This window comes from Mycobacterium sp. 050272 (genome assembly GCF_039023525.1).
In the GTDB taxonomy this organism is placed as follows: domain Bacteria; phylum Actinomycetota; class Actinomycetes; order Mycobacteriales; family Mycobacteriaceae; genus Mycobacterium.
This window is the reverse complement of the sequence record NZ_JBCHKV010000002.1, coordinates 143,535-169,606: the sequence shown is the minus strand read 5'-3', so window position 1 is coordinate 169,606 and position 26,072 is coordinate 143,535. Positions and strand designations below refer to the sequence as shown.

Genomic DNA, 26,072 nt, shown 5'->3' with positions numbered 1-26,072 from the left:
CGGGCACCCGGGAGTTCGAGCCGTTCGCGGTCAGCAGGTAGTCGATATCCATCTGTGAGCCCTGTTGGCAAGGCGCGCACCGAGTTCGGTGAGATACCGGTCGGGTCCGCCGAGAAGCGCGCTCCAGCTGAGCAAACGTTTGAGATAGAGATGCGCATCGTGTTCCCAGGTGTAGCCGATCCCGCCGAACACCTGGATCGCGGTGTCGCCGACGGTGGCCAGCCGCCCGGCGAATGCCTTGGCCCGAAGGGCGGCGAGATGGCGCTCGTCGGATCCAAGCGCGTCGGCGGCCCACAGCGCGTGGACCACACCGCTGCGGGCCAGTTCGACTGTCTCGTACATGTCGACGCACAGGTGCTGGACCGCCTGAAACGACCCGATGACCTGACCGAATTGCTTTCTAGTTTTTGCATATTCGACGGCCAGATCCATCACCGCCCGGGCGGCGCCGAGTGCGTCGGCGGCCGCGGCGATCAGCAGGTCGTCGATCACCGCGGCGACATCGGTCGGTGCGGCCGTGGCCAGTCGCTGTGCGGGTGCGCCGTCGAGTCCGACGCGAAATTGCTTGCGGGTCTGGTCGATACCGCGCTCGGGTACCACGGAGACTGCCGAAGTGTCGGTGTTCACTGCGAAAAGCGCGGTGCCGCTGATGTCTTCGGCAAGCACCAGTAGCACATCGGCCGCCGCGGCATCGGACACATCGCCCAGCTCACCGCGCAGGACGACGCCATCACCGGATGTGTCGGCCGCGACGTTCCCGAAGTCCAGGAAGCTGACAGTGGCGATGATCGTTCCGTCGGCGATTCCGGCCAAAATCGTTGCGGCACTCTCATTGTCGCAGAGTCGGGTCAACGCGCGCGGCGCGGCCACCGCGGTAGACAGCCACGGTCCCGGGTGCAGGGCAGCGCCGAGCTCCTCGGCCACCACGCCGGCCTCGACCATCGTCATCCCGGCGCCGCCGTGTTGCTCGGGCACCATCAGCCCGGTGGCGCCGAGGTCGGCCAGGCCGCGCCAAACCGCGTCGTGGACACCGGCCGGATCGTCGAGCAACTCGCGCACATGACCCGAAATCGGTGCCTTGTCAGCAAGAAAGCGCCGTGTGGTGTCACGCAGCGCGACCTGTTCGTCGGTGAGTTCGAGGTTCATTTGCGTGGCAATCCGAGTACCCGCTGCGCGGTGATGTTCTTGTTGATCTGTGTCGTTCCGCCCGCGATGGTCAGCGAACGTGAGGTGAGGCGATAGTTTGCCCATGCGGCGTTGTCGCCACGAGTGCCCAGCACGTCGAAGGCCAGTGCGGCCATGTCCTGTCCGATCTCACCCCACACGGTCTTGGCGAGGCTGGCCGATCCGAATGCTGTGATTTCCGAGCCACCGTGCAGCGCCGCCGAGATCGACCGCTGGCAGAGCACCTCGAGATACTTGATGCGGACCGCGATTTCGCCGAGGCGCCGCAGGGTTACCGGGTCGTCGAGTGCGTTGCTGTGCGCGGCGATGTCGTCGATGAGTTCTTCCAGGCGCACCTGCATTTCGGCGTAGAGCCGTGCGGCCCCGGCCCGCTCGTGGCTCAGCGTGGTGGTGGCCACCTGCCAACCGCCGTGCAGCGGTCCGAGCAATGCGTCGGCCGGCACTCGCACGTCGTGGAAGAACACCTCCGCGAAATCGGTGTCGCCGTTTAGCGTCACGAGCGGACGCACCTCGATGCCGGGCAGCGACATGTCGACGATCAGGCAGGAGATCCCCTTGTGCTTCGGGGCGTCGGGATCGGTGCGCACGTACAGCTGGCACCAGTGCGCCCGATGCCCGAGCGAGGTCCAGATCTTCTGGCCGTTGACGACGAAGTCGTCGCCATCGGCGACCGCGCGGGTGCGCAGCGCGGCGAGATCGGAACCGGCTTCGGGCTCCGACATGCCCTGGCACCAGATGTCGTCGGCGCGCATCATTCGAGGCAGCAGCGTCCTCTTCTGGTCTTCGGTGCCGTATTGCATGATCGCGGGGGCGATGTTGTTCATCCCAATGACGTTGAGCGGCATCGGAGCCCGCGCGCGAGTGGTCTCCTCGGTGTAGATCAGCTGCTCGAGAACCGTCGCTCCGCGGCCGCCGTATTCGCGGGGCCAGGACACGGCGGCCCAGCCCGCGTCGGACATCGTGCGGCTCCACCCGCGCAGCATCTCGAAGGACGCATCGTCGCGTCCCGAAGGGCGGCGGGCGGCGATCAGCTCATCGGTCAGGTTTGCGGCCAGCCAGTCGCGCAACTCAATGCGGAACTGTTCCAATTCCGCCGGATAGGAGAAGTCCACTGTTCCTTGACTCTGGTCGTGGCTAACTGCGACTTAGCCCGGACTTTACGGTGGAGCATTTTTTTGGTCAACAGCCTCCACGCATAGCGGCTCGCGTTTCATTGACTGCCGTCGGGCCGGGCCATACTGTGGAACAGATATTTGGTCAGTGGTCGGAGGTGTGGGTGGCGGACGACTCTGGTGCCCAGCGGTTGCAGGCCCTGGGCATGCTCGCTTCCGCATTGGCCGGCCGGGCCGTCGCGGTTGCCGGGCTGTCACCCGGTGAGCCGGCCTGGACGGACGGTCAGACGATTTACGTCGATGCCGCCGCCCCTGCCCGCGCGAAACTCGAAGCCACTGCCGTACAGGCGTCGATGATCGCGGCCGGCAGCCTGGACCCCGACGTGGTGGGGTCGTTGGTGCGCCACCCCCGGCTGGCCAAGCGCTACCTCGCGGTCGAAGGTCACCGCGCTCTGCTGGCCAATGCGCATGTGCTACCTACGGTTTTGGTGTCGGTGGGCGATCGCGACATCGCGAGTCGCAGCGACTCGGCGGCCGCGTCGCTGGAGCTCGCCGCCGGGCGGGCGCCCGTCGGCGATCCGCCGCCCGCGTTCGGCGTGATCCGTGCGGCCAAGGTGATGGCCGCGTGCGCCCGCGTCACCAAACAAGACGAACAGGAAGCCCCCGGGCATGTCCCGCGCCGCGATGGCCCGCGCGAGCTGGCGGAGCTCGACGACGGCGAGGTCGACGACTCCGACGATCCTGACCTGTTCACCAGCCCGGTCGGTGGCGGCGGCTTCATCGGCAGGTGGCTGAAGAAGATGCTGTCCTCGGCGCGTAAGACCGGCAGGGGCGGTGGGCCGCCGGGCGGCGACGCCCCGACGCATCGCATCAACTCGATACAGCGGGCTACGCACGCCGTATCGTCGCTGGCTTCGACCGCGAGCCAGAACGTTGACGACTCCGCCGCCGGGACCGACGGCGTGCGGTATCCGGAATGGGATGTCGCCCGAAAGTGCTATCGGCCGGCCTGGTGCACCGTGCGGGAGGTCGAGCCGCAGATCAAGGCTTCGGCGACGCAGGCGATCGAATCCGCCATCGGGGTGCGTCGGCCGCTGTCGCGACTGGGCATGGGACTGCACCGTCGCCACCGGCAGTCGCAGGGCGACGACATCGACATCGACGCCGCCGTCGAAGCCCGCGTCGAGGTACGGGCCGGATCGGTGCCCGACGAGTCGGTGTACCTGGACAGCTTGCGGCGCCGGCGCGACCTGTCGGTGTTACTGCTGCTCGACGTGTCGGGATCGGCGGCCGAGCCCGGCACGGCCGGGCGCACGGTGCACGAACAGCAACGCGCCGCGGTCGCGAACCTGACCGTCGCGCTGCACGACCTCGGTGACCGCGTCTGCCTCTACGCCTACTACTCGCAGGGGCGCACGGCGGTAACCATGGTGCCGCTCAAGCGGTTTGACGACCATCTCGACGCCTACGTCATCAGGCGGCTCAACAGCCTGGAACCCGGTGCCTACTCTCGCCTCGGCGCGGCCATCCGGCACGGCTCGTCGGTGCTGGAGGCGCGCGGCGGCACCTCCCGGCGGCTCCTGGTGGTGCTGTCCGACGGCCTCGCCTACGACCACGGCTACGAGCGCGCCTATGGTGCCGCCGACGCTCGCCGCGCGCTGACCGAGGCACGGCGCCGGGGGACCGGTTGCGTGTGCCTGACGATCGGCGCCGGCACTGATGTGGCGTCGCTGCGCCGGGTGTTCGGCAGCACCGCACATGCCACCATCGCGCGCCCGGATCAGCTGGTCGGGGTGATCGGACCGCTGTTCCGATCCGCGTTGCGCGCGGCAGAGGTGCACCGGAGGGTGAGCACCTGATTGCGGTGAGTTCGCGGTGATGCCATGTCCCCGAACGCAGTTCGTGTGCGCCGTCGCAAAACAGAACCGAAAGTCAGCGCTCTTGAAACAAACATCTGTTCCGGATAGGCTCCAAGAAGTCGGCAGAGGGGACGTGATGACCAGCGAGTCCGGGATCGCTTGCCGCAACGGCGCGGCTCCCGACACACGGCCCTATTACCGGGCGGTCGGGCGCGAAGAGGCGATCTTCAAGGCCGCCTACCGCCAGGGTCTGGCGCTGGTGTTGAAGGGGCCGACGGGTTGCGGCAAGACCCGCTTCGTCGAGGCGATGGCCCACGACCTGGGCCGGCCGCTGATTACCGTGTCCTGCCACGACGACCTGACCACGGCGGATCTGGTCGGGCGGTATCTGCTGCGGGGCGACGAGACGGTGTGGGTGGACGGCCCGCTGACCCGCGCGGTGCGCGAGGGCGCGATCTGCTATCTGGACGAAGTCGTGGAAGCGCGGCAGGACACCACCGTGGTGCTGCATCCGCTCGCCGATCACCGGTGGCAGCTGCCGATCGAGCGCCTCGGCATCACACTGGACGCGGCACCCGGCTTCGGGCTGGTGGTGTCCTACAACCCGGGCTATCAAAGCGTGCTCAAGGACCTCAAGGATTCCACCCGCCAGCGCCTGGTGGCGATCGAATTCGGTTTCCCCGCAGCCGATGTCGAAGAAGGCATCGTCGCGCATGAAGCGGGTGTGGACGCCGCCACCGCGGCCGAGCTGGTGCGTTTCGGCCAGGCCATCCGCCGCCTGGAAACCGGTGGTCTGCGCGAGGTCGCATCGACCCGCCTGCTGATCGCGGCGGGCCGACTGATCGCCGAGGGGCTGAGCATGCAAGAGGCGGCGCGGGCCGCGGTCGCCGCACCGCTCACCGACGATGTCGCGGCGGGTCGCGCGCTGGGGGATATGGTCGCGGTCTACCTGGGAGGCGGCGCATAGATGGTTGACGCTTCGGGCCGCCCCCGTTACCGTCTGAACAAATATTAGGTCTGCCATGGACCGTTGCGATCGAGCGGGTCACCCCGGAGGTCAGATGTCCTACGAAAGCACTGCTGAGCCGATCAAGGTCGGCTACCTGATGGACTTCAAGCTGCCGCCGGGCTTTCCGGAGGAGCTGTTCGCCTCGTTCACTCAGACTTTCGACCTGATCTTCGAAGAAGCGCTCGCCCAGGGCCTGATGGACCGTCCGGTGCGGATGATCTATCGCGAGGTGGAGGGTCTGCCCAAGGGTTCGGTCAAGGCGGTGATCGATGCCTATGGCGAACTGGTCGACGAGGGCTGCCTTGTCGTCTTCGGTCCCAACATCACCGACAACTGCGTGCCGCTGCGTGAGGCGATCGAGGACCGGTTCAAGGTGCCGGCCATCAGCGTCACCGGCACCGACGACTGGCTGGGTGAGTGGACATTCGCCTTCCCGCAGGGATCGATGACCGACGAGCCGATCTTCTTGGCCGACCTCATCGCCAAGCGTGGGCTCGCGCAGGTCGGGGTGCTGGTCGAGCAGAGCCTGATCGGCGAAAGCTACCTGAAGAATCTGCGAAGTGCATGCCGGCGCAAGGGGATTCGCATCGTGGCCGAAGCTTCGATCGCCCAGACGGCGCAGGACATCAACGCCGCCGTCCAGACGCTGCACGAGGCCAAGGCCGAGGCGCTCGTGCACCTGGGATTCGGATTCGGCATCGTCTTCATCAACCCGGCGCTCGAGGCCCTCGGTTGGGACCCGCCGCGCTTGACCACCACCGCGTGGCAGAACGCCTGGGTCAACCCGATCATGTGGAACGCGTTCATGGGCTGGACCGGTGTGGACCAGTACGACGAGGCGAACCGGATCGGCCAGGAATTCCTCGACACCTACGCCGCGAAGTACAACGGCAGTCGCCCCGAGTTCTGCGTGACCGTGGTGAACCGCGACGTCGCCGCGACACTCGTGCGCGCGTTTACCGACGCTCATCCGCTCAGCCCCCGTGGCGTGAAGGAGGCCCTCGAGCGGGTCAAGATGATGCCCGCCGCCTCGGGCGCGCCCGGGACTCGAGTGTCGTTCGGCAAATGGACCCGCCGCGCCTGGATGGGCGCCGGGTACCTGGTGGCCCGGACTCTCGACGCCGACGGGATCAACTCGCATCTGGTGGATCGCTTCGGAGAGCAAGACTGATGTCCACCGAACAATCCGCACCGCTGACGGCAAACGGCACGCCCACCGCGCCGGGAGCGCAAAAGCACGGCTGGGGCGGCTGGATCGCCGGTGCCGCGCTGGCGGCCTTCGCGCTCTTGTTCATCGCGAATTGCCGTGTGGCCCTTGACCCCCGGGTTGCCAATCCAAACGTGCAGGGCCGGCCGCGGCCGGTGAAGTTCCTGTTCGGATTGGACTACATCACCTTCCTGCAGATCTCCACGATCATCATGCTGTTGGTGCTGCTGGTGGTGTTCATCCGGGGCTGGCGCCGCAATCCGGGCAGTCCGGTCATGCTGATGTTCCTGTGCACCACGCTGATCGTGTGGCAGGACCCGATCATGAACTGGTCGCCGTTCGCGGTCTACAACCCCGACCTCATCCACTGGCCGGAGTCCTGGCCGCTGGTCTCGCTGTCGCCGACCGTCGAGCCGTTCGTTGTATTCGGCTATGTCACTTTCTATTTCGGGCCGTATTTTCCGGCGATCTGGGTCCTGCGCAAGTTGCAGGCCAAGTACGGGCCAACCGCATTCGTGTCGCGGCATCCGCTGGTCAGCTTGGGCCTGCTGACTTGCGTGATCGGTTTCATCTTCGACGCGTGGCTCGAGATCCAGCTCGTGCAGGCCGGCATGTACATCTACTCGCAGGTGATTCCGTGGGGCTCGGTGTTCACCGGCACCACCTTCCAATTCCCGCTGATCTGGGAGTCGTTCTCGGTGACCTTCGTGATGGTGCCCGCGGCGATTCTCTGTTATCGCGACGACACCGGTAAATCGGTGGCAGAGAAGCTGGCCGCCAAGGCGAAGATCTTTCCGGGCCGGCCGGTGCTGGGCACCTTCTTGGTGATGTTCGCCATCATCAATGTCTCCTACTTCGCCTACGGCGCGTGGTTCTGGGCCATCAAGGCCAGCCACGCGGCCACCTCGGTTGCCTGTCCATGGCCGTATCCGGAAGCGAAAGTGTATGACCCGCAGGGCTATTACGAGAAGGCCGGTGCCCAGGGCCCCTACTCGGTCGGCATCTGGTCGACGTGGGCCAGCGGCGAGCCGAATGGCCGGCCGCGTGTCGAAGCGCCGCCGCCGGGCCAAGGCCCCTGCGCGACGGTGAGCAAGAATGGCTGAGCCGCGCTCGGTCGTCATCACCGGCGCATCCCGCGGACTCGGATTCGCCTCAGCCGTGCGCCTTTATCGCGAGGGGTGGCGCGTGGTCGCGGCGATGCGCATCCCCGAGAAGGGGATGCCACTGCTGCGCCAGGCAATTCAGGACCAGAAGTTGCCGCCTCCTGGCGGCGACCGGCTGATCGGGGTGCAGCTCGATCTCACCGACTTCGCGTCGATTCCCTTGGCCGCCAAGATGATCGAAGAGGCCGTCGGCGCCCCTTACGCGCTGGTGCACAACGCCGGGATCTCCGCCGCCGGGATGGTGGAGGAGACCGATATGGCGCTGTGGCAGCGGATGTTCGCCACCAGCGTCCTGGGACCGGTGGAACTCACCAAGGCGTTGTTGCCGTCGATGCGCGCCGCCGGCGAGGGACGCATCGTGCTGGTGGCCAGCACGGCCGGGGTACGGGGTCAGCCGGCCACCGCGCCGTACTCGGCGGCCAAGGGAGCGATGGAGCGCTGGGGGGAGTCGCTGGCGGGCGAGATCGCGCCCTTCGGGCTGGGTGTCACCATCCTGGTGTCGGGCACCTATGACACCGAAATCATCACCGACGCCGGCACTATCGACGACCGCAATTTCGAGGGCCCGTACGCGCGGCTGCACAACACGATGAACAGCCGCGGCCGATTTGCGATGAAGATGGCCCGGCCGCCGGAACGGTTCGCCGACGGTCTGGTCAAGGCGCTGGCCGACGAGGCGCCGTTTCGCCGCCGCGGTGTCGGGCCGGATGCGTCAATGCTGCTGGCTTTCAATCGGATTCTGCCGTCGTCGGGCATGCATCACCTGTCGCGAACCGTGTTGGGCATCCCCAAACAGGGGGCGATGCGGGGCGGGGCGTGGCCGTTGACGACGAGTCAGAAGGCGATGGTGCTCGTCGCACGTGTGCTGCCACCGCCGGTGTTGCAGCGCTTGGCATCACTAGCGGCTAAGCGCCGCAAGGCAAACAAGGGGACTGAGGGGTGATCATGGAACAGCTGTTCGACGATCTGGAGGACTTCGGCGCCTTCGACGACGCGATCTCCGGTGATGTGCGTGACCCGTACACCGAACTGGCGCGGTTGCGTCGTGAGGAACCGGTGCAGCGACTCGAGACTTCGGGAGCGCTGCCGCACGAGGAGTCGCTGCCGATGTTCATCGTGTATCGCCACGAGGACATCCAACAGATGTTGCGAGACCACGAGACATTCTCGTCGTCGGCGGTGATCGCGGCGTTCGGCCCCGTGCTCGGTGCGGGTGTGATGCTCGGCATGGACGAGCCCATTCACGGCCGGCTGCGCTCGCTGGTGTCAAAAGCGTTCTCGCAGAAGTCATTGGCGCGTTGGCAGGACGAGTTGGTCGGCCGGGTGGCGAACAGCCTGATCGACAAGTTCGCCCCCAACGGCAAGGCGGATCTGGTCAAGGAGTTCACCTTCGACTATCCGAGCCAGATCATCGCGGGCCTGCTGGGATTGCCGGAATCCGACTACCCACAGTTCCAGCGGTGGTCGATTTCGCTACTGAGTTGGCTGATGAACCCCGAGCGCGGGCTGGCGGCCTCGGCCGCGCTGTGCGACTACTTCGCGCCGATATTGCAGGCGCGGCGGGCCGAGCCGAAGGACGACTTGATCAGTGCCCTCGCCGCGGCCGAGATCGACGGGGAAAAGCTCTCGGACGAAGAGATCTTCTCCTTCCTGCGGCTGCTGCTGCCCGCCGGCGTCGAGACGACCTACCGGTCGTTGGGCAGCCTGCTGTTGGCGCTGCTGTCGGATCCCGCGCAGTTGGCCGCGATCCGCGCCGACCGCTCGCTGCTGCCGCAGGCGATCGAGGAGGGCGTGCGGTGGGAATCGCCCCTGCTGACCATCACCAGGGTCGCGACGCGCGACACCGAGCTCGGCGGGGTGGCGATCCCGGCCGGGGCGACGGTGATGCCGATGCTGGGTTCGGCGAACCGGCAAGAGGACCGCTACGACGATCCCAACACGTTCAACATTCACCGACCGGCCAAGGCGAATCTGGGCTGGGGGCACGGTGTACATGTCTGCCTCGGCATGCACCTGGCGCGCCTGGAGATGCGGACCGCGATCAACCTTTTGTTGGACCGGCTGCCGAATCTGCGGCTGGACCCCGACGGGGATGACCCGCACATCCGCGGACAGGTGTTCCGGTCGCCGACCTCGGTTCCGGTGCTGTTCGACGCCCAGCAATAGCGCGGTCATGACGCCCAGCGAGCGTGCGGTAATCGCACGTCAGGGGCCTGCCCGCAGGCAGCATGTTGCCAATCGGCTAGTTTCCAGTAAGGCTCTCCGCAGGGACGAGTCACTAGATCACGAGTCTGAAGAGAGCTGAACAAAAATGGCTGACACTGTAAAGGTCCGGTTCGAGCCGAAGATGATGATCGACGGCAAGCTCGTCGAAGGCCAGGCCGGCACCTTCACCAACATCAACCCCGCGACCGAAGAATCCCTCGGCGAGGTGTCCGACGCGTCGAAGGAGGACATGCACCGGGCCATCGACGCGGCCCGCCGCGCCTTCGACGAGACCGACTGGTCGACCAACAAGGAACTGCGCAAGCGTTGCCTGCTGCAGCTGCATGAGGCGATCGAGTCCGAGATCGACGAGCTGCGCGAGGAGCTGATCCTCGAGGTCGGTGCGCCCCGCGCCATCACCTACGGGCCCCAGCTGGATGCCCCCTTGGCCGACGGGTTGAAGTACCCCGCCCGCCTGATCGACTCGTATGCCTGGGAGACCGACCTCGGGGACCGGGTGATCAGCCTCACCGGCGCGAACACCACCATCAAGGTGTGGCGCGAGCCGGTCGGCGTGGTCGGCGCGATCGTGCCGTGGAACTTCCCGTTCGAGGTCACCCTCAACAAGCTGGGCCAAGCGCTGGGCAGCGGTAACACCGTGGTGCTCAAGCCGGCGCCGAACACCCCGTTCAACGCGAACCGGATCGGTCGGCTGATCGCCGAAAAGACTGACATCCCAGCCGGTGTCGTCAACGTGGTCACCGCCTCGGATCACTTCGTCGGTGAGGAACTGACGCTGTCGCCCAAGGTCGACCTGATTTCGTTCACCGGCTCGACGGTGGTCGGCAAGCGGATCATGGAGAAGGGCGCCGCCACCATGAAGCGGCTGTTCCTGGAGCTCGGCGGCAAATCGGCCACCATCGTGCTGGAGGACGCCGACTTCGCGACGGCGTGCATGGTCGGCATCGCACCGTGCATGCACGCCGGGCAGGGTTGCGCCAACCCCACCCGGATGCTGTTGCCGCGGTCGCGCTATGACGAGGGTGTGGAGATCCTCAAGAACATCTACGAGAACGTCACGTGCGGCGACCCGCAGGACCCCGCCACCCTGTGCGGGCCGGTGATCTCGCAGCGCCAGTACGAGCGGGTGACGGGCTACATCCAGAAGGGCGTCGACGAGGGTGCGACGGCGTTGGTCGGTGGCCCCGGCGCGGAGACCGGTTTTGACAGGGGATACTTCGTCCGCCCAACGCTTTTCACCAACGTCGACAACAAGATGACCATCGCGCAGGAGGAGATCTTCGGGCCGGTGCTCTCGGTCATCCCGTTCGACGACGAGGAGGACGCGATCCGGATCGCCAACGACAGCGTGTACGGGTTGGCCGGCAACGTGTTTGCGGGTTCGCTTGAGCGCGCGTTGTCGGTGACTCGCCGGATCAAGGCGGGCTTCATGGGCGTCAACGGCGGTGCCGGTTACGCGGCCGACTCACCGTTCGGTGGGTACAAGGAGAGCGGCATCGGTCGCCAGAACGGCATTGCCGGCTTCGACCAGTACACCGAGATCAAGTCGGTGGCCTACCCCGCCGGCTGATTCGCCCGCGGGTAGCAGCCGCCCGGCTCATGGCCGGCCGGGCGTCGCGCGTGCGCTCAGGGCGTCGCGTGCGCTGAGGGCGTCGCGCGTGCGCACAGGCCGGACCCCTTCGGCGTGTCTTCACCACGCACGCACACTCGACGCCGCGGTGCCTTGACGAATGGGCGCGTCCAGCCCACCCCGATACCAGGCCGTCCAACCCCTTGGTTGACAATCGAGGCAATACCGGAGTCAAAGGAGCCCTAACCATGCCTGAAGCTGTCATCGTCGAGGCCGTGCGTTCACCCATTGGCAAGCGCAACGGAGGACTTTCCGGGGTGCACCCCGCCGAGCTGTCCGCGCAGGTGCTCAACGGGCTGGCCACCAGGGCCGGCATTGACCCCGAAATCGTTGACGACGTGATCTGGGGCTGCGTGATGCAGGCCGGCGAGCAGGCCCTCGACATCGGCCGTACCGCACTGCTGACCGCGGGGTGGCCGGAGACTGTCCCGGGCGTGACGGTCGACCGCCAGTGCGGGTCGAGCCAGCAGTCCATCCACTTCGCCGCGGCCGGTGTCGTCGCCGGGCACTACGACGTCGTCGTCGCCGGTGGTGTGGAGTCGATGTCGCGCACGCCGATGGGCGCATCGCTGGCCAATGGCGGACGGCCCTACCCGGAGAACTTCATCTCCCGCTACGACGGCCAGATTCCCAACCAGGGCCTGGGCGCGGAAATGATCGCCGAGCAGTGGGGATTCGACCGCACCGCGCTTGACCAGTTCTCCCTCGACTCACACGAAAAAGCCGCTGCTGCACAGGATTCCGGTGCCTTCGACGACCAGATCGTGGGCATCAAGGACTCCGACGGCAACGTGGTGCTCAAGGACGAAGGCATCCGGCGCGGCACCCCGATGGAGAAGATGGCCTCGCTGAAGCCGGCCTTCAAGGAGGACGGCGTGATCCATGCCGGAAACTCCTCGCAGATCTCCGACGGTGCGGCCGCGCTGCTGTTCATGTCCGCGGAGAAGGCCAAGGACCTGGGCCTGACCCCGATTGCCAAGGTGCACACCGCCACTCTGGCCGGAGCCGATCCGGTCATCATGCTGACCGCGCCGATCCCGGCCACCCAGAAAGTGCTGAAGCGGTCCGGGCTCTCGATCGACGACATCGGTGCCTACGAAGTCAACGAGGCGTTCGCGCCCGTTCCGCTCGCGTGGCTGAAGGACATCGGTGCTGACGAGAAGAAGCTCAACCCCAACGGCGGCGCGATCGCGCTCGGCCACCCGCTCGGCGGCTCCGGCGCGCGGATCATGACCACGCTGCTCTACCACATGCGGGACAAGGGAATTCGCTACGGCCTGCAGACGATGTGTGAGGGTGGTGGCCAGGCCAACGCCACCATTGTGGAGCTGCTGTGACGGACGCGCGGGACGCGGCGCCGGCAGTGCTGGTTGAGCGCCGCGGCACCGTGATGGTCATTACCATCAACCGGCCCGAGGCGCGCAACGCGATCAACGCCGCGGTCAGCATCGGAGTCGGGGATGCGCTAGAGGAAGCCCAGCACGACCCCGAGGTGCGGGCCGTGGTGCTCACCGGTGCCGGGGACAAATCCTTTTGCGCCGGAGCCGATCTCAAGGCGATCGCGCGCCGGGAGAACCTCTATCACCCCGACCATGCCGACTGGGGCTTCGCCGGTTACGTGCAACACTTCATCGACAAGCCCACGATCGCGGCGGTCAACGGCACCGCGCTGGGTGGCGGTACCGAGCTGGCACTGGCCAGCGACCTGGTCGTCGCCCACCAGGTGGCGAAATTCGGTCTGCCCGAAGTCAAACGGGGACTGATCGCCGCGGCCGGTGGCGTCTTCCGCATCGTCGACCAGCTGCCCCGCAAGGTCGCGATGGAGCTGCTGCTGACCGGTGAACCGATGACGGCATCCGACGCCTGGGAATGGGGCCTGGTCAACCAGGTGGTCAAGGAAGGCTCGGTGCTCGACGCGGCGCTCGCGATGGCGGCACGCATCACTGTGAACGCGCCGCTGTCCGTGCAGGCCAGCAAGCGCATCGCGCTCGGGGTCGACGACGGCGTCATCACCGGCGACGAGGTGGGCTGGGAACGCACCGTGAACGAGATGCGCACCCTGATCCGGTCCGAGGACGCCAAGGAAGGCCCGTTGGCGTTCGCCGAGAAGCGGGAGCCGGTCTGGAAGGCGCGTTAGCGCTAGCTGGCCAGAATGTTGACGCCCAAGTGAAACAACCCGGGTAGGCGTTCACAGGCCGGCACGATGGCACGCCGCGTCGCGCGCGGCGTGCTGGCCAGCACCACCGCCCGGGTGAGGTAGCGGTAGTTGCGGGTGACCCGGTGCCACGCCGCCTCGTACGCGGCCGGTGTCTCGTTGACGATGGCGTTGACCGCGACCGCCGCCTGTTTGACGGCCAGGCTGACGCCCTCGCCGGTCAGCGCGTCCTCGTAGCCCGCCGCATCGCCGACCAGCAGCACCCGGCCCGCGACGCGGCGCGAGACCACCTGGCGCAACGGGCCGCAGCCGCGCGCGTGCCCGCGGGGGGCTCCCTCGAGGTGCCGGGCCAGCCGCGGGAACCAGCCCAGGTCGGGCCGTCCCTGCGACAGGATCGCCACCCCGACCAGATCCGGTTCAACCGGCGTCACGTAGGCCTCACCCAACCGGGACCAATACACCTCGACGAACTCCGACCAGGCCGGCACCGTGAAATGCCAACGCACGCCGTAACGCCGCGGCTTTCCGGCGGTCGCCTTGATGCCGACGCAGCGCCGCACGGTCGAGTGCAGTCCGTCGGCGCCGACCAAATACCTGGCCCGGACGCCGGCTGCGGTCACGCCATGCGCATCCTGCTCGACGCTCGTTACCTTGGTCCGAATCCATTCGGTGTCTTGCTCTTTGGCCCGTGCCTGCAGTGTGGCGTGCAGCGTCGTGCGTCGTACGCCGCGACCGGGCCCGGTGCCAAACAGCGCCTCGGCGCGCCGTTGCTCGCTGACATAGGCGATCCCGCGAAACGGCAGGCCGGCCGGGTCGACACCCAGCGACATCAGCTCGGCGAGGCCGCCGGGCATCAACCCCTCGCCGCACGCCTTGTCGATCGGGTCCTCGCGCGGCTCGGCCACGATGACCGAAAGCCCGTGCCGGCGCGCCTGCAACGCCGTCGCGAGCCCGCCGGGGCCGCCTCCGACGATCAGCAGGTCGGTGTCGTAGCTGCTCATGTGTAACCCAACGCGGAGTTCTCCACCCGGATACGCACACTGAGCAGAATCGCGTTGGCGACGGTGAACGTGGCCGCCGTCAGCCACGCGGTGTGCACCAGCGGCAACGCGAATCCTTCGGCCACCACTGCAACATAGTTCGGGTGGTGCAGCCACCGGTAGGGCCCCTGCCGCACCAGGGGCGCCTGCGGCAACACGATCACTCTGGTGTTCCACCGCCGGCCCAGCGTGGTGATACACCACCAGCGCAGCACCTGACTGGCCGCCGCGATGGCCAACATCGGCCAGCCCAGCCATCCGATGAACGGCCGGTGCAGTGCCCACGGTTCGACGACGCAGCCGACCAGTAGAGCCGTGTGAATGACGACCATGACGATGTAGTGCGGTTTGCCAAACTCCTTGGCGCCCTGGGCAAAAGACCATTGCGCGTTCCGGTTGGACAGCACCAGCTCGACAATGCGTTCGAGTCCGACCGCGAGGATCAGCAGGTAGTACATGCCACTACTATCCCGTGTCCGCCGCTACCAGGCCAACAGAACAAGCTCGGAGCAGAACGCCGGACCCATCGCGATCATGAGGCCAAGCGAACCGGCCGGTGGCGGATCGGCCACGTTCGCCCTGAGTACATCCAGTATCGAGACCGAAGACAGGTTTCCATTCTCGCGCAACGACTTTCGGGTGTGATCAAGGGCATCCCCGGGCAGGTTCAGCACTTCCTCTACCGCCTCGATCACCCGCGGGCCACCGGGGTGGCAGACCCAACGTGACACATCCTGCGGTTTGAGCCCGTGGTCGGCGAGGAAGCGGCGGACGTCGTCGCCCAGGTATTTCTCGGTGACGTTCGCGACGTCGGCCGACAGTACGATCCGGAAGCCGTCGCTGCCGATGTTCCAGCCCATGACATCTTCGGTGTCGGGGTAGAGCCGGCTTCGGGTGGCCAGCAACCGAGGACCCCTTGGCCGGCCCGCGTAGTTGGCGCCCTTCGCGATGACGGCGCCGGCGCCGTCGCCGAACAGGCTGGTGGCGACGAGATTGGCGACCGAATGGTCTTCGCGCTGAATGGTCAGCGAGCACAGCTCGACGGCGAGCAGCGCGGCGACGTGATCGGGGAAGGCCCGCAGGTAATCGTGCATGCGGGCGGTCCCGGCCGCACCCGCCACGCAGCCCAGGCCGAACAGCGGAATGCGTTTGACGTCCTGGCGTAGACCCACCCGTGCGGCGAGTCGTGCCTCGACCGTCGGTACGGCCAGTCCGGTCACCGTTGTGGAAAAGACGACGTCCACCTCCGAGGGTTCGACGCCCGCCTCGTCCAGCGCCGCGCGCAGCGCCTGCTCGGCCAGGTCGAGAGCGACGTCGAGGTAGGCGGCGTTGGCCTCGGTGAAACCGGTCAGCTCGCGGTAGCGCGACAGCGGCAAGGCGGTGTTGCGGTGCTCAACCCCACTGCTGAGCGCGAACCGCTGGAAGTCCGGGCCGGCGAAGTCGGTCAGCGCGCCGATGGCTTCGTCCTGGGTGTACCGGTTTTCTGGGAACCTAACCGCGACCGCCGCGATGGATGGATCCGTGTAGTTGGTCGACATTTCCAGTCCGATGTGTGCCGAACTGGCCCCCGTAGTTTTGTCCATACATTGCGTTACGGTGCCGCAGATCGCATTGTTCAGTTGTCATAGTTGTGATGATGACCACTGGTCACGTCCGGCATCCGCCTGGACCTTGGCCTGCATGCGCCCCCGCGGCCGGGTCGATTGGGTTTAGACGTGGCCCGTCCGGGATAGGGTCAGTAGATGCGGATTCTGGTCACCGGTGCCAGTGGTTATGTGGGATCGCGTCTGGTCACGGCGTTGCTCGCGAACAACCACCAGGTGGTAGCCGCCACTCGAAACCCCGAGCGGCTCAAGCGGTTCGGCTGGTTCGATCGCGTCGCGCCGGTCCGGTTGGATGCCTCGGATCCGGTGTCGGCGCAGGCGGCGATGGACGCCGCGGGCCCGGTTGACGTGCTCTATTACCTGGTGCACGCGATCGGTCAGCCACACTTCCGCGACGCCGACCGGTCAGCGGCCGGCAACGTCGCGGCCGCCGCCCGCGACGCCGGGGTGCGGCGCATCGTGTACCTGGGCGGCTTCGTGCCCGCCGCCGACGAGCTGTCCGATCATCTGGCCAGCCGGGCCGAGGTGGCCGAGGCCCTGGCCGTGCCCGACGGCCCGGAACTGGTGTGGTTGGGCGCGGCGGTGATCATCGGCGCCGGCTCGACGTCGTTCGAGATGATGCGTTATGTCGGCGACCGGTTCCCGCTGCTGCCGGTGCCGAGCTGGTTGGACAACCCGATCGACCCGATCTCCATTCGCGACGTGCTGCACTATCTGCTCGCCGCGGCGAACCCCGAGCGCGTGCCCGCCGGCGCCTATGACATCGCCGGACCGGACACCACCTCCTATCGGGGCCTGCTGAAAACCTATGCGCGCATCTCGGGCCGGTGGCACGCCGCACTACCGGTCGGCCGGATTGACCCCACGCTGGCGTCGCTGGTCACCGGGCTTGCGTTGCCGGTCCCACCAGGCTTGGCCGGCGACCTGGTGGAATCGCTGGATCACCCGATGGTCGCCTCCGCCAGCGACCTGCGCGGCCGGGTACCCGACCCGCCCGGCGGCCTGCTGAGCGTCCAGGACGCCATCCGTCGGGCATTGACCACCAACGGGCGGCCCCGCCCGGTCAACGCACTGACCGATCCGCATCACCTCGCCGACACCGATCCCGGGTGGGCCGGCGGGGACGCGCTGCGCATCCGGCGCCTCGCACGGGCGATCACCCCGCCGATCGCGCGACCCACGCTGCAACTGGTCAACAGGGTGCCCGGCCCGGTTGCGGGAGCGCTGCGCACCAGCCTCGACATCATGCTCACCCTCACGCCCAAGGTACGTCCGGCATGAGCCAAGCCACCAGCCCGTACCACACCAGTGTGTTCTCGGAGCTGCGTCGGGCTGTCACCAATGTCGCTGTGCCACATCACGAAGCGCCGTCGATGGTGCGGCGCCGCCGGGCCGTCGTAGCGCTCACGCTGGTGGTCGGTGCTGCGGTGCTGGGCTTTTCGCTGCGGCGCGCGCCCGGCGACTCGAACTTCTATTGGCTGACGCTGGCATTGGCGGCGGTGTGGATGGGTGGCGCGTACCTGTCCGGGCCGCTGCATCTCGGCGGCATCAACTGGCGTGGCCGTAATCAGCGCCCGGTGATCACCGGCTCGCTGATCGGCCTGCTTCTCGGTGGCGTCTTCGTGGTCGGCGGAGTGATCGTCCGGGAGATTGCGCCCGTAGCGGAACTGATCGCGCGAGTGCTGCAATATGCCCACCACGGGTCGTATTGGCTGGTGGTGGTGATCACCCTGGTCAACGGCGTCGCCGAGGAGATGTTCTTCCGCGGCGCGCTGTATACGGCGCTGGGTCGGCGTGCGCCAGTGGCGGTTTCGACTCTGCTGTATCTCTGCGTGACCTTGGCGACCGGCAACCCGATGCTCGGTTTTGCCGCGGTCATCCTCGGCGCGGTGTGCGCATTGGAGCGGCGGGCCAGCGGCGGCATTCTGGCTCCGATGCTGACCCACTTCTTCTGGGGCCTGATCATGGTGCTGGTATTGCCGCCGATGTTCGGCGTCTAACTGCCAATCACGTTGCGCGCCAATGCGCGTGCCGTGGCGATGTGCAGGGGCCGCGCCACGCTCCAGTACACCCGCCCCGGGATGCCGCGGGGCACAAAGGTCGTCTGCTGGGAGTAGACCGTGCCGCCGCCGGCCTGCGGGGCGACCGTGATCGTCATCCACGCCGATCCCGGCAAGCGCTGACGGGAGCGCAGCCGCAGCGACGTCGCGGGCTCACGCTCGGCCACGCTCCACTGGCCGGAGCTTTTCGCAGCCCTTTCCGCGGCATCCCAAACCTGTTGTGGCGCAGCATCTTTCGTTGCTGTACGGAGGTCGGTGTAGATGATGTCGCCCGCCCAGCCCGGGTCGCTGGGCAGCAGGTCGGCGGGCTCCGATTCCGCCGAGGCCCAACTGGCTTCCGGTAGCCCGCGCGCCGCGCGCTCCAGCGCCAACGAGACGGCGCGCCGGTAGGGGGTAAGTCCACCCGGCGGCGGGCCGATGATCGTATCGATGTCCGAATTGCGCATCACCGCATCGCATTCCAGCGATTCGATCAGCGGGCGTGCCAGGCCGGGGGGAATCGGTGTCACGGTTCCCACCCACAGGCTGGCGATCGTCGGCGTCAAGAACGGCAGCACGATCAGGTAGCGGCGGTGCAGGCCGGCGACTTCGGCATAACCCTGCATCATGTCGCCGTACTCCAGCACGTCCGGCCCGCCGATATCCCAGGTCCGCGAGGACGGCACCGGCGCCGTTGCTGCCGCCACCAGGTAGTGGAGCACGTCACGCACCGCGATGGGCTGAATCCTGTTGTGCACCCACTTCGGCGTCGTCATCACCGGCAACCGATCGGTGAGGTGCCGGATCATCTCGAAGGACGCCGACCCCGAACCGACGACCACACCGGCCTGCAGTACCAGCGTTTCGATTCCCGAGTCGATCAGCGCGTCACCGACCGCCTTGCGCGATTCGAGATGGGGCGACAGGCGGCGGCCTTCGGGATGCAGCCCGGACAGGTAGACGAATCGCCGGACCCCGGCACGCCGCGCCGCCGTTACGACGTTGCGGACCGAGCGGCTCTCCTCGTCGGCGAAATTCTTCGCTGTCCCCATCGAGTGCACCAGGTAGTAAACGACATCCATGCCCTCGAATGCCTCGATCAGCGAATCGACGTCACCGAGGTCGCCGCGGGCCACCTCGACCCGCTCCCGCCACGGCACGTCCGCCAACTTGGCCGGGTCGCGGGCCAGCGCGCGCACGCTGTGGCCCTCGTCGAGCAGACGCGGCACCAATCGGGCACCGATGTAGCCGGTCGCCCCGGTCACCAGACAGCGCATTATTTCCCTTCCGGCATGTCAGTTTATTCGGAACTGACGCAAGGAAGGATTGCCGCTTGCGCCGCCGCTAACCGTGCTAGCGGTCGGTGAAGTTCGGCGTGCGGCGCTCCTGGAACGCCGTCGCGCCCTCGCGCAAGTCGGCCGACCGCAACAAGATCGCCTGTCCGCGGTACTCACGCTCGAGCGCGCCATCCAGCTCGGTCAGCGTCGCCGCGTTGATCGAATCCTTGGTTTTGGCATACGCCACCACCGGGCCGCCCAGCAACATCGCGATCACCTTGTCCACTTCGGCGTCGAAGTCCTCGGCCGGATAGACCGCGCTGACCAGGCCCGCGGCGAACGCCTCGACGGCCGGCAACCGCTCGGCCAGCAGCGCCATGCGCATCGCGCGAATCCGGCCGATCGCCGCGGCCACCAACGCCGACGCCCCGCCGTCGGGCATCAGCCCGATCTTGGTGAACGCGAGCATGAAAAATGCTTTGTCAGAGGCCAATACGATGTCGCACGCCAGCGCGATGGAGACGCCGACGCCCGCAGCGGGCCCCTGCACGACGGCGATGACCGGATGCGGTAAAGCGGTGATGGACCGGATCAGCCGGTTGACTTCGACGACGATCTCGTCCGGCGGAACGCCGCCGCTGCCCGACATGTCGTCGGCGCTGATAGCGGCTCCCGAGCAGAAGCCGCGGCCGGCACCGCCCAGCCGAACCACCTTGACCGCAGGGTCGGTCGCCGCGCGTTCCATGGTGTCGGCAAGCCCGGAGATCACCGGAGCCGTCAGCGAATTGAGACTGTCGGGCCGGTCGATGGTCACCGACAGCACGCCGTCGGACAACGTGATGGCCAGGCCGTCGACGGACGACTGCTTGTCGAGCACGGATTCGGACATGGGCTCACGATAACCACCGGGTAAGCGACCGGGGTGCGCGGCCGTCGAGCGCGGCTGCGAAGATGCCAACGATCGGGTTGGCACGCGTCAGAGCAGACGAAAGGTCGGTGGACCATGGCGGGACCGTTGGGTGGGCCCCTCAAAGGACTCCGGGTAGTGGAGCTGGCCGGCATCGGGCCGGGCCCCCACGCCGCGATGATTCTGGGAGATCTGGGCGCCGACGTGGTGCGCATCGACCGCCCGTCGTCCGGCCCCGGCGGCGTCGCGAAGGACGCCATGATGCGCAACCGTCGGGTGGTGACCGCCGACCTCAAGTCCGACGAGGGGCGCGCAACCGTCCTGCGGCTGATCGCCAAGGCGGACGTGCTGATCGAGGGTTACCGCCCGGGCGTCACAGAGCGACTCGGCCTGGGACCCGAGGACTGCGCCAAGGTCAACGAGCGGCTGGTCTACGCGCGGATGACCGGCTGGGGCCAGACCGGTCCGCGCAGCCAGCAAGCCGGTCACGACATCAACTACATCTCGCTGAACGGCATCCTGCACTCGATCGGCCGGGCGGGCGAGCGGCCCGTGCCGCCGCTGAACCTGGTCGGCGACTTCGGCGGCGGTTCGATGTTCCTGCTGCTCGGCATCCTGTCCGCGCTCTGGGAGCGGCAGACGTCCGGCAAGGGGCAGGTCGTCGACGCCGCGATGGTGGACGGGTCCAGCGTGCTGGTCCAGATGATGTGGCAGATGCGCGCCTCCGGGATGTGGACCGACGCGCGCGGCACCAACCTGCTCGACGGCGGCGCGCCCTACTACGACACCTACACCTGCGCCGACGGGCGCTACGTCGCGGTCGGCGCCATCGAGCCGCAGTTCTACGCCGCCATGCTGACCGGCCTGGGCCTCGACGGCGCCGACCTTCCCGGGCAGAACGACGTCGGGCGCTGGCCCGAACTACGGGCGATCTTGACCGAGAAGTTCGCCAGCCAGGACCGCGACCACTGGGCCAAGGTGTTCGCCGACTCCGACGCGTGCGTGACGCCGATCCTGGCGTTCGGCGAGGTACAGAGCGAGCCACACATCACCGAGCGCAACACCTTCTACGAAGTCAACGGCGGTCTGCAGCCGCTGCCGGCGCCGCGGTTCTCTCGAACCGCGCCGGAGACACCGCGTCCCGCGGCGCCGGTGACCGACGTCGAGGACGTCCTCAGCGACTGGGTATAGTCCCCAACCAACAAGTTGGTCGGCAGGATCACGAAAGGACTCGCATGGAGATCAAGGACGCTGTCGCCGTCGTCACCGGGGGTGCCTCAGGTCTGGGCCTGGCCACCACCAAGCGGCTGCTGGATGCCGGCGCTCAGGTCGTCGTGATCGACCTCAAGGGGGAGGAGGTCGTCGCCGAACTCGGCGACCGCGCGAAGTTCGTCGCGACCGACGTCACCGACGAGGAGGGCGTGAGCAAAGCGCTCGACGTCGCCGAGTCGCTGGGCTCGCTGCGCATCAACGTCAACTGTGCGGGCATCGGCAACGCGATCAAGACGCTGGGTAAGGACGGGCCGTTCCCGCTGCAGGGGTTCAAGAAGGTCGTCGAGGTCAACCTGATCGGTACCTTCAACGTGCTGCGGCTGGCCGCCGAGCGCATCGCCAAGACTGAGCCGGTCGGCGAGGAGCGCGGCGTCATCATCAACACCGCCTCGGTCGCCGCGTTCGATGGCCAGATCGGCCAGGCCGCTTACTCCGCGTCCAAGGGCGGCGTGGTCGGTATGACGCTGCCGATCGCCCGCGACCTGTCGCGCGAGCTCATCCGCGTGGTGACCATCGCGCCGGGGTTGTTCAAGACCCCGCTGCTGGGTTCGCTGCCCGAGGAGGCGCAGAAATCACTGGGCAAGCAGGTGCCGCACCCGGCGCGGCTGGGTGACCCGGACGAGTACGGCGCGCTGGCGGTGCACATCGTGGAGAACCCGATGCTCAACGGTGAGGTCATCCGCCTCGACGGCGCCATCCGGATGGCGCCGCGCTGAGGCTCTTCTGCGGCGCGCACACAAAAACCCCCGCCACGGCGGGGGTTTTTGTTGGCAACAAGATCAATGCGATCGACGGAACCAACGGGAAACTGAGGGTTCGGCCATCAGTAGCCGAGCGAGCAGACTCATGGCGGTCAGCTCGCGTTGGGCAGCGGGTGCCAGTCGTCAAACTGCTCGGAGGTCTCGCCTTCCACCAACACGTCGCCGTGGTAGAGAGCCTCGAAGTCAACCTTGATGACGTCCGCACTTGAGTCGTCGATCCACATGACACTGAGCCTAAAAGCCACCATTAAGGAATCTTTGAGTCACGATTCGGAAAATGGTGGCAATTTACTCGCCAGTAGGGTTGCCTGGCGTCTATGTGCGGATTCGGCCCCTGACCGGCTTAATCAGCGCCCAATTTTCTAGCCGGACTCTTACTGTTCGCGGGTTTGAAAACCGGATCGAACCAACCAGGTGCGCGCCCCGTGGCTTGGTGAAGAGTTGTTTGACACCTGTCTCTTACCGCGGCTAGGTTACCGCGAATATGGTGTGTGCCCCCGCGGGAGTGCCACCGGGGGAGGAAGCATAGATGCTGCCAAGGATCGCTCGGCCGGCCATCGCCGCGCCGCGCCGCATCATCGCCGTCGGGGTCCTGGTATTCATCGCCGCAGCGGTCTTCGGCATCCCGGTCGCCAAGAGCCTGGCGCCCGGCGGTTTCCAGGACCCGGACTCGGAGTCCGCGCGCGCCATCTCGGTGCTCACCGAGAAGTTCGGGCAGAGCGGTCAGCAGATGCTGATCCTGGTGACCGCACCCGCGGGCGTCAACAGTGATCAGGCCCGCACGGTGGGCACCGATCTCGTCAACGAGCTGCAGCGCTCGCCGCTGGTCTACAACGCGACCTCCCCGTGGACCGCGCCGCCGCAAGCTGCCGTCGACCTGACGAGTAAAGACGGCAAATCCGGGTTGATCGTGGTCAACCTCAAGGGCGGCGAAAACAATGTGCAGAACAACGCCCAAACCCTGTCGGATCAGCTCGTCCACGATCGGCCGGGGTCACCGTCCGGGCCGGCGGCGCGGCCATGGAGTACGCCCAGATCAACAAGCAGAACCAAGAAGACCTCTTGGTCATGGAGATGATCGCGCTTCCGCTCAGCTTTCTGGTGCTGATCTGGGTGTTCGGCGGGCTGCTGGCGGCGGCGCTGCCGATGGCCCTGGGTGCGCTGGCCGTCGTGGGTTCGATGACCGTATTGCGGCTCATCACGTTCAGCACCGAGGTGTCGATCTTCGCGCTGAACCTGAGCACCGCGCTGGGCCTGGCGCTGGCGATCGACTACACGTTGTTGATCGTCAGCCGTTATCGCGACGAGTTGGCCGAGGGCGGCGACGCTCACCAGGCGCTGATCCGAACCATGGCGACGTCCGGGCGCACGGTGCTGTTCTCCGCCGTCACGGTCGCCCTGTCGATGTCGGCGACGGCGCTGTTCCCGATGTACTTCCTCAAGTCGTTCGCCTACGCCGGGGTGGCCACCGTGGCGTTCGTCGCGACCGCATCGATCGTGATCACCCCGGCCGCGATCGTGTTACTCGGGCCGCGGCTGGATTCGCTGGATGTGCGGAAGCTGGTGCGACGGGTGCTGCGCCGCCCCGCGCCCGTGCACAAGCCTGTCGAGCAAATGTTCTGGTACCGGTCCAGCAAGTTCGTGATGCGCCGCTGGCTGCCGATCGGTGTGGCCGTCGCCTCGGTGCTGGTGCTGCTTGGTCTGCCGTTCCTCAGGGTGACATGGGGCTTCCCCGACGACCGGGTGCTGCCCCGATCCGCGTCGGCGCATCAGGTCGGTGACCAGTTGCGCACCAACTTCGCGCACGATTCCGCGACGTCGGTGCCCGTCGTCATTCCCGACGCCCGCGGGGTGAGCCCGGCCGACCTCGACGCTTACGCCGCGGCGCTGTCGCGGGTGCCCGGGGTTTCAGGCGTATCGGCGCCGAGCGCAACGTTCGTCGGCGGAAACCCGGTCGGGCCGCCCGCGGGAGCCACCGGGCTGTCCGACGGCAGTGCGTTCTTGACCGTCAGCAGCACGGAGCCACTGTTCTCGCCGGCGTCCGACACCCAGCTCAAACGGTTGCACCAGGTGCCCGGGCCCGCCGGGCGTGCCGTCGAGATGGCCGGCGTCGCCCAGGTCAACCGCGACAGCGTCGACGCGGTGACGGACCGGCTGCCAATGGTGCTCGGCGTGATGGCCGTGATCACCTTCATCTTGCTGTTCCTGCTGACCGGCAGCGTGCTGTTGCCGCTGAAGGCGCTGATGTGCAACGTTCTGTCGCTGACCGCGGCGTTCGGCGCGCTGGTGTGGATCTTCCAGGACGGCCATCTCGGCGCGCTGGGCACGACGCCGAGCGGCACGCTGGTAGCCAACATGCCGGTGCTGTTGTTCTGCATCGCGTTCGGTTTGTCGATGGACTACGAGGTGTTCCTGATCTCGCGGATCCGCGAGTATTGGCTGCAGTACCGGCCGCTGGCGTCGACGGCCAAAGAGGCGCATGCCGCCAACGACGAGGCGGTGGCGCACGGCGTCGCGCGTACCGGCCGGGTGATCACCGCGGCCGCGCTGGTGATGTCGATGTCGTTCGCAGCGCTGATTGCCGCGCACGTGTCGTTCATGCGCATGTTCGGTCTGGGCCTGACCCTGGCCGTGTTCGTCGACGCGACGCTGGTGCGGATGGTGCTGGTTCCGGCATTCATGCACGTGATGGGCCGCTGGAACTGGTGGGCGCCGAAGCCGTTGATGTGGTTGCACGAGCGGTTCGGCGTCAGCGAGGGACCGGCCGAACCGGCCGCGCCGACCGGGCCGGTGGCGATCCCCGTCGAGCACAACGGCTATCCGGTCGCCGAACCGGTGACTAAAATCGGTTGAGCTTGGCTGATGCCCGGGGGGCTGCGGCGATAGCCAGGGTGGGGATCGTCAATCGCGCGCGCCGGCCGGCTTTATGCTGAGGCCCGTTCCGAATCGAATAGGTGGGGGATGACAACAACAACGACACCGACATTCGAGAACCCGTTCTTCGCGCGGGTGTGGCCGGTCGCCGCCGCTCACGAGACCGAGGCGGTGCGGGCCCTGCGCCGGGAGAACCTGGCGGGCTTGTCGGGCCGGGTGCTCGAGGTCGGGGCGGGTATCGGAACGAACTTCCCCAACTACCCCGAGTCCGTCGCGCAGGTCGTCGCGATGGAGCCCGAGCCGCGGTTGGCGGCCAGGGCGCGGGTGGCCGCCGCGGCCGCGTCGGTACCGGTCGTCCTGACCAACGAGACGGTGGAGGAGTTCCACAGCGGGCAGCCCTTCGATGCGGTGGTGTGCTCGCTGGTGCTGTGCTCGGTGCGCGACCCCGGGGCGGTGCTGCGGCGCGTGTACGGGTTTCTGCGTCCGGGCGGTGAGTTGCGCTATCTCGAGCACGTGGCCAGCGCCGGTATGCGCGGCCGGTTGCAGCGGTTCGCCGACGCGACGATCTGGCCGCGGCTGCTGGGTAACTGCCACACCCATCGCGATACCGAACGCGCGATCGTCGACGCCGGGTTCGAAGTGCACAGCTCCCGGCGAGAGTGGACGCTGCCCGCCTGGTCCCCGATGCCGGTATCGGAGTTGTTGCTGGGACGCGCGCGCCGGCCGTAATCCGCTGAGGCGCGGCCAAGCCG

General features: G+C 67.3%; 22 protein-coding genes and 1 pseudogene. 15 read left to right on the top strand and 8 right to left on the bottom strand.

The annotated features are described in order from the left end of the window. Positions 1-30: 30 nt before the first annotated feature. Both AAHS21_RS05550 and AAHS21_RS05545 read right to left on the bottom strand, forming a co-directional pair. Positions 31-1,146 carry an acyl-CoA dehydrogenase family protein gene (locus tag AAHS21_RS05550; RefSeq protein ID WP_342926708.1) on the bottom strand — a complete coding sequence of 372 codons (1,116 nt, stop codon included), beginning with the start codon at positions 1,144-1,146 and terminating at the stop codon, positions 31-33. Continuing rightward, the gene (locus tag AAHS21_RS05545; RefSeq protein WP_342926707.1) at positions 1,143-2,297 is read right to left on the bottom strand and encodes an acyl-CoA dehydrogenase family protein; all 1,155 of its coding nucleotides are present in this window, start codon (positions 2,295-2,297) and stop codon (positions 1,143-1,145) included. The genes AAHS21_RS05550 and AAHS21_RS05545 overlap by 4 nt, the downstream gene beginning before the upstream one ends. 164 nt (positions 2,298-2,461) lie before the next feature. Here AAHS21_RS05545 and AAHS21_RS05540 point away from each other — a divergent pair, with 164 nt between their 5' ends. The 9 genes from AAHS21_RS05540 (at position 2,462) to AAHS21_RS05500 (ending at position 13,528) form a co-directional block, all read left to right on the top strand. Further along, the gene (locus AAHS21_RS05540) at positions 2,462-4,156 is read left to right on the top strand and encodes a VWA domain-containing protein (RefSeq protein WP_342926706.1); all 1,695 of its coding nucleotides are present in this window, start codon (positions 2,462-2,464) and stop codon (positions 4,154-4,156) included. 136 nt (positions 4,157-4,292) lie between these two features. After that, positions 4,293-5,123: a CbbQ/NirQ/NorQ/GpvN family protein gene (locus tag AAHS21_RS05535; protein ID WP_342926705.1), complete on the top strand. Its 831-nt coding sequence runs from the start codon at positions 4,293-4,295 to the stop codon at positions 5,121-5,123. A gap of 94 nt (positions 5,124-5,217) precedes the next feature. Then, positions 5,218-6,336 (top strand): ABC transporter substrate-binding protein, encoded by a 1,119-nt coding sequence (locus tag AAHS21_RS05530; protein WP_342926704.1) that lies wholly within the window; start codon positions 5,218-5,220, stop codon positions 6,334-6,336. Further along, a complete protein-coding gene (locus tag AAHS21_RS05525; RefSeq protein ID WP_342926703.1) occupies positions 6,336-7,475 on the top strand; it encodes a spirocyclase AveC family protein in 1,140 nt (379 codons plus the stop codon). The genes AAHS21_RS05530 and AAHS21_RS05525 overlap by 1 nt, the downstream gene beginning before the upstream one ends. Beyond that, entirely contained in the window at positions 7,468-8,478 is a 1,011-nt protein-coding gene (locus AAHS21_RS05520; RefSeq protein ID WP_342926702.1) for an SDR family oxidoreductase, read from the top strand. The genes AAHS21_RS05525 and AAHS21_RS05520 overlap by 8 nt, the downstream gene beginning before the upstream one ends. A 2-nt stretch (positions 8,479-8,480) precedes the next feature. Then, positions 8,481-9,701, top strand: a complete 1,221-nt coding sequence (locus tag AAHS21_RS05515) for a cytochrome P450 (RefSeq protein ID WP_342926701.1) — start codon at positions 8,481-8,483, stop codon at positions 9,699-9,701. A gap of 145 nt (positions 9,702-9,846) precedes the next feature. After that, positions 9,847-11,331: an aldehyde dehydrogenase family protein gene (locus AAHS21_RS05510; RefSeq protein WP_342926700.1), complete on the top strand. Its 1,485-nt coding sequence runs from the start codon at positions 9,847-9,849 to the stop codon at positions 11,329-11,331. A gap of 248 nt (positions 11,332-11,579) precedes the next feature. Next, on the top strand, positions 11,580-12,728 hold the full coding sequence (locus tag AAHS21_RS05505; protein WP_342926699.1) for a thiolase family protein: 1,149 nt from the start codon (positions 11,580-11,582) through the stop codon (positions 12,726-12,728). A 53-nt stretch (positions 12,729-12,781) separates the two neighbouring features. Continuing rightward, positions 12,782-13,528: an enoyl-CoA hydratase-related protein gene (locus AAHS21_RS05500; protein ID WP_342927088.1), complete on the top strand. Its 747-nt coding sequence runs from the start codon at positions 12,782-12,784 to the stop codon at positions 13,526-13,528. Between the two features lie 2 nt (positions 13,529-13,530). Here the strand turns inward: AAHS21_RS05500 and AAHS21_RS05495 are convergent, their stop codons facing one another. Genes AAHS21_RS05495 through AAHS21_RS05485 form a run of 3 tightly spaced genes read right to left on the bottom strand, consistent with a single transcriptional unit; the run spans position 13,531 to position 16,124 of the window. Then, a complete protein-coding gene (locus AAHS21_RS05495) occupies positions 13,531-14,547 on the bottom strand; it encodes an NAD(P)/FAD-dependent oxidoreductase (RefSeq protein WP_342926698.1) in 1,017 nt (338 codons plus the stop codon). Further along, positions 14,544-15,044 (bottom strand): isoprenylcysteine carboxyl methyltransferase family protein, encoded by a 501-nt coding sequence (locus AAHS21_RS05490; RefSeq protein ID WP_342926697.1) that lies wholly within the window; start codon positions 15,042-15,044, stop codon positions 14,544-14,546. Before AAHS21_RS05490 ends, AAHS21_RS05495 begins: the two co-directional genes overlap by 4 nt. Before the next feature lie 24 nt (positions 15,045-15,068). Continuing rightward, a complete protein-coding gene (locus AAHS21_RS05485; protein ID WP_342927087.1) occupies positions 15,069-16,124 on the bottom strand; it encodes a 3-oxoacyl-[acyl-carrier-protein] synthase III C-terminal domain-containing protein in 1,056 nt (351 codons plus the stop codon). Between the two features lie 204 nt (positions 16,125-16,328). Between AAHS21_RS05485 and AAHS21_RS05480 the strand changes: the two genes are divergently transcribed. Further along, positions 16,329-17,471, top strand: coding sequence for an NAD(P)H-binding protein (locus AAHS21_RS05480; RefSeq protein WP_342926696.1), 1,143 nt, complete (start codon positions 16,329-16,331; stop codon positions 17,469-17,471). Then, a complete protein-coding gene (locus tag AAHS21_RS05475; RefSeq protein ID WP_342926695.1) occupies positions 17,468-18,190 on the top strand; it encodes a CPBP family intramembrane glutamic endopeptidase in 723 nt (240 codons plus the stop codon). The genes AAHS21_RS05480 and AAHS21_RS05475 overlap by 4 nt, the downstream gene beginning before the upstream one ends. Here the strand turns inward: AAHS21_RS05475 and AAHS21_RS05470 are convergent. Both AAHS21_RS05470 and AAHS21_RS05465 read right to left on the bottom strand, forming a co-directional pair. After that, positions 18,187-19,506, bottom strand: a complete 1,320-nt coding sequence (locus AAHS21_RS05470; protein ID WP_342926694.1) for a DUF2867 domain-containing protein — start codon at positions 19,504-19,506, stop codon at positions 18,187-18,189. The two genes, AAHS21_RS05475 and AAHS21_RS05470, sit on opposite strands and share 4 nt — an antisense overlap. Positions 19,507-19,582: 76 nt before the next feature. Continuing rightward, positions 19,583-20,395 carry an enoyl-CoA hydratase gene (locus AAHS21_RS05465; RefSeq protein ID WP_342926693.1) on the bottom strand — a complete coding sequence of 271 codons (813 nt, stop codon included), beginning with the start codon at positions 20,393-20,395 and terminating at the stop codon, positions 19,583-19,585. A gap of 126 nt (positions 20,396-20,521) precedes the next feature. Between AAHS21_RS05465 and AAHS21_RS05460 the strand changes: the two genes are divergently transcribed. Further along, the gene (locus AAHS21_RS05460) at positions 20,522-21,604 is read left to right on the top strand and encodes a CaiB/BaiF CoA-transferase family protein (protein WP_342927086.1); all 1,083 of its coding nucleotides are present in this window, start codon (positions 20,522-20,524) and stop codon (positions 21,602-21,604) included. A gap of 44 nt (positions 21,605-21,648) precedes the next feature. Then, a complete protein-coding gene (locus AAHS21_RS05455; protein ID WP_342926692.1) occupies positions 21,649-22,401 on the top strand; it encodes a 3-hydroxyacyl-CoA dehydrogenase in 753 nt (250 codons plus the stop codon). Positions 22,402-22,538: 137 nt separating this feature from the next. On the opposite strand, the gene AAHS21_RS05450 is transcribed toward AAHS21_RS05455, so the two are convergent. Further along, positions 22,539-22,670 (bottom strand): hypothetical protein, encoded by a 132-nt coding sequence (locus AAHS21_RS05450; protein WP_096289721.1) that lies wholly within the window; start codon positions 22,668-22,670, stop codon positions 22,539-22,541. Positions 22,671-22,975: 305 nt separating this feature from the next. On the opposite strand from AAHS21_RS05450, the pseudogene AAHS21_RS05445 reads away from it, so the two are divergent. Further along, positions 22,976-25,299: pseudogene (locus AAHS21_RS05445) on the top strand (MMPL family transporter). 108 nt (positions 25,300-25,407) lie between these two features. Beyond that, positions 25,408-26,049, top strand: coding sequence for a class I SAM-dependent methyltransferase (locus AAHS21_RS05440; protein ID WP_342926691.1), 642 nt, complete (start codon positions 25,408-25,410; stop codon positions 26,047-26,049). Positions 26,050-26,072 lie beyond the last annotated feature (23 nt).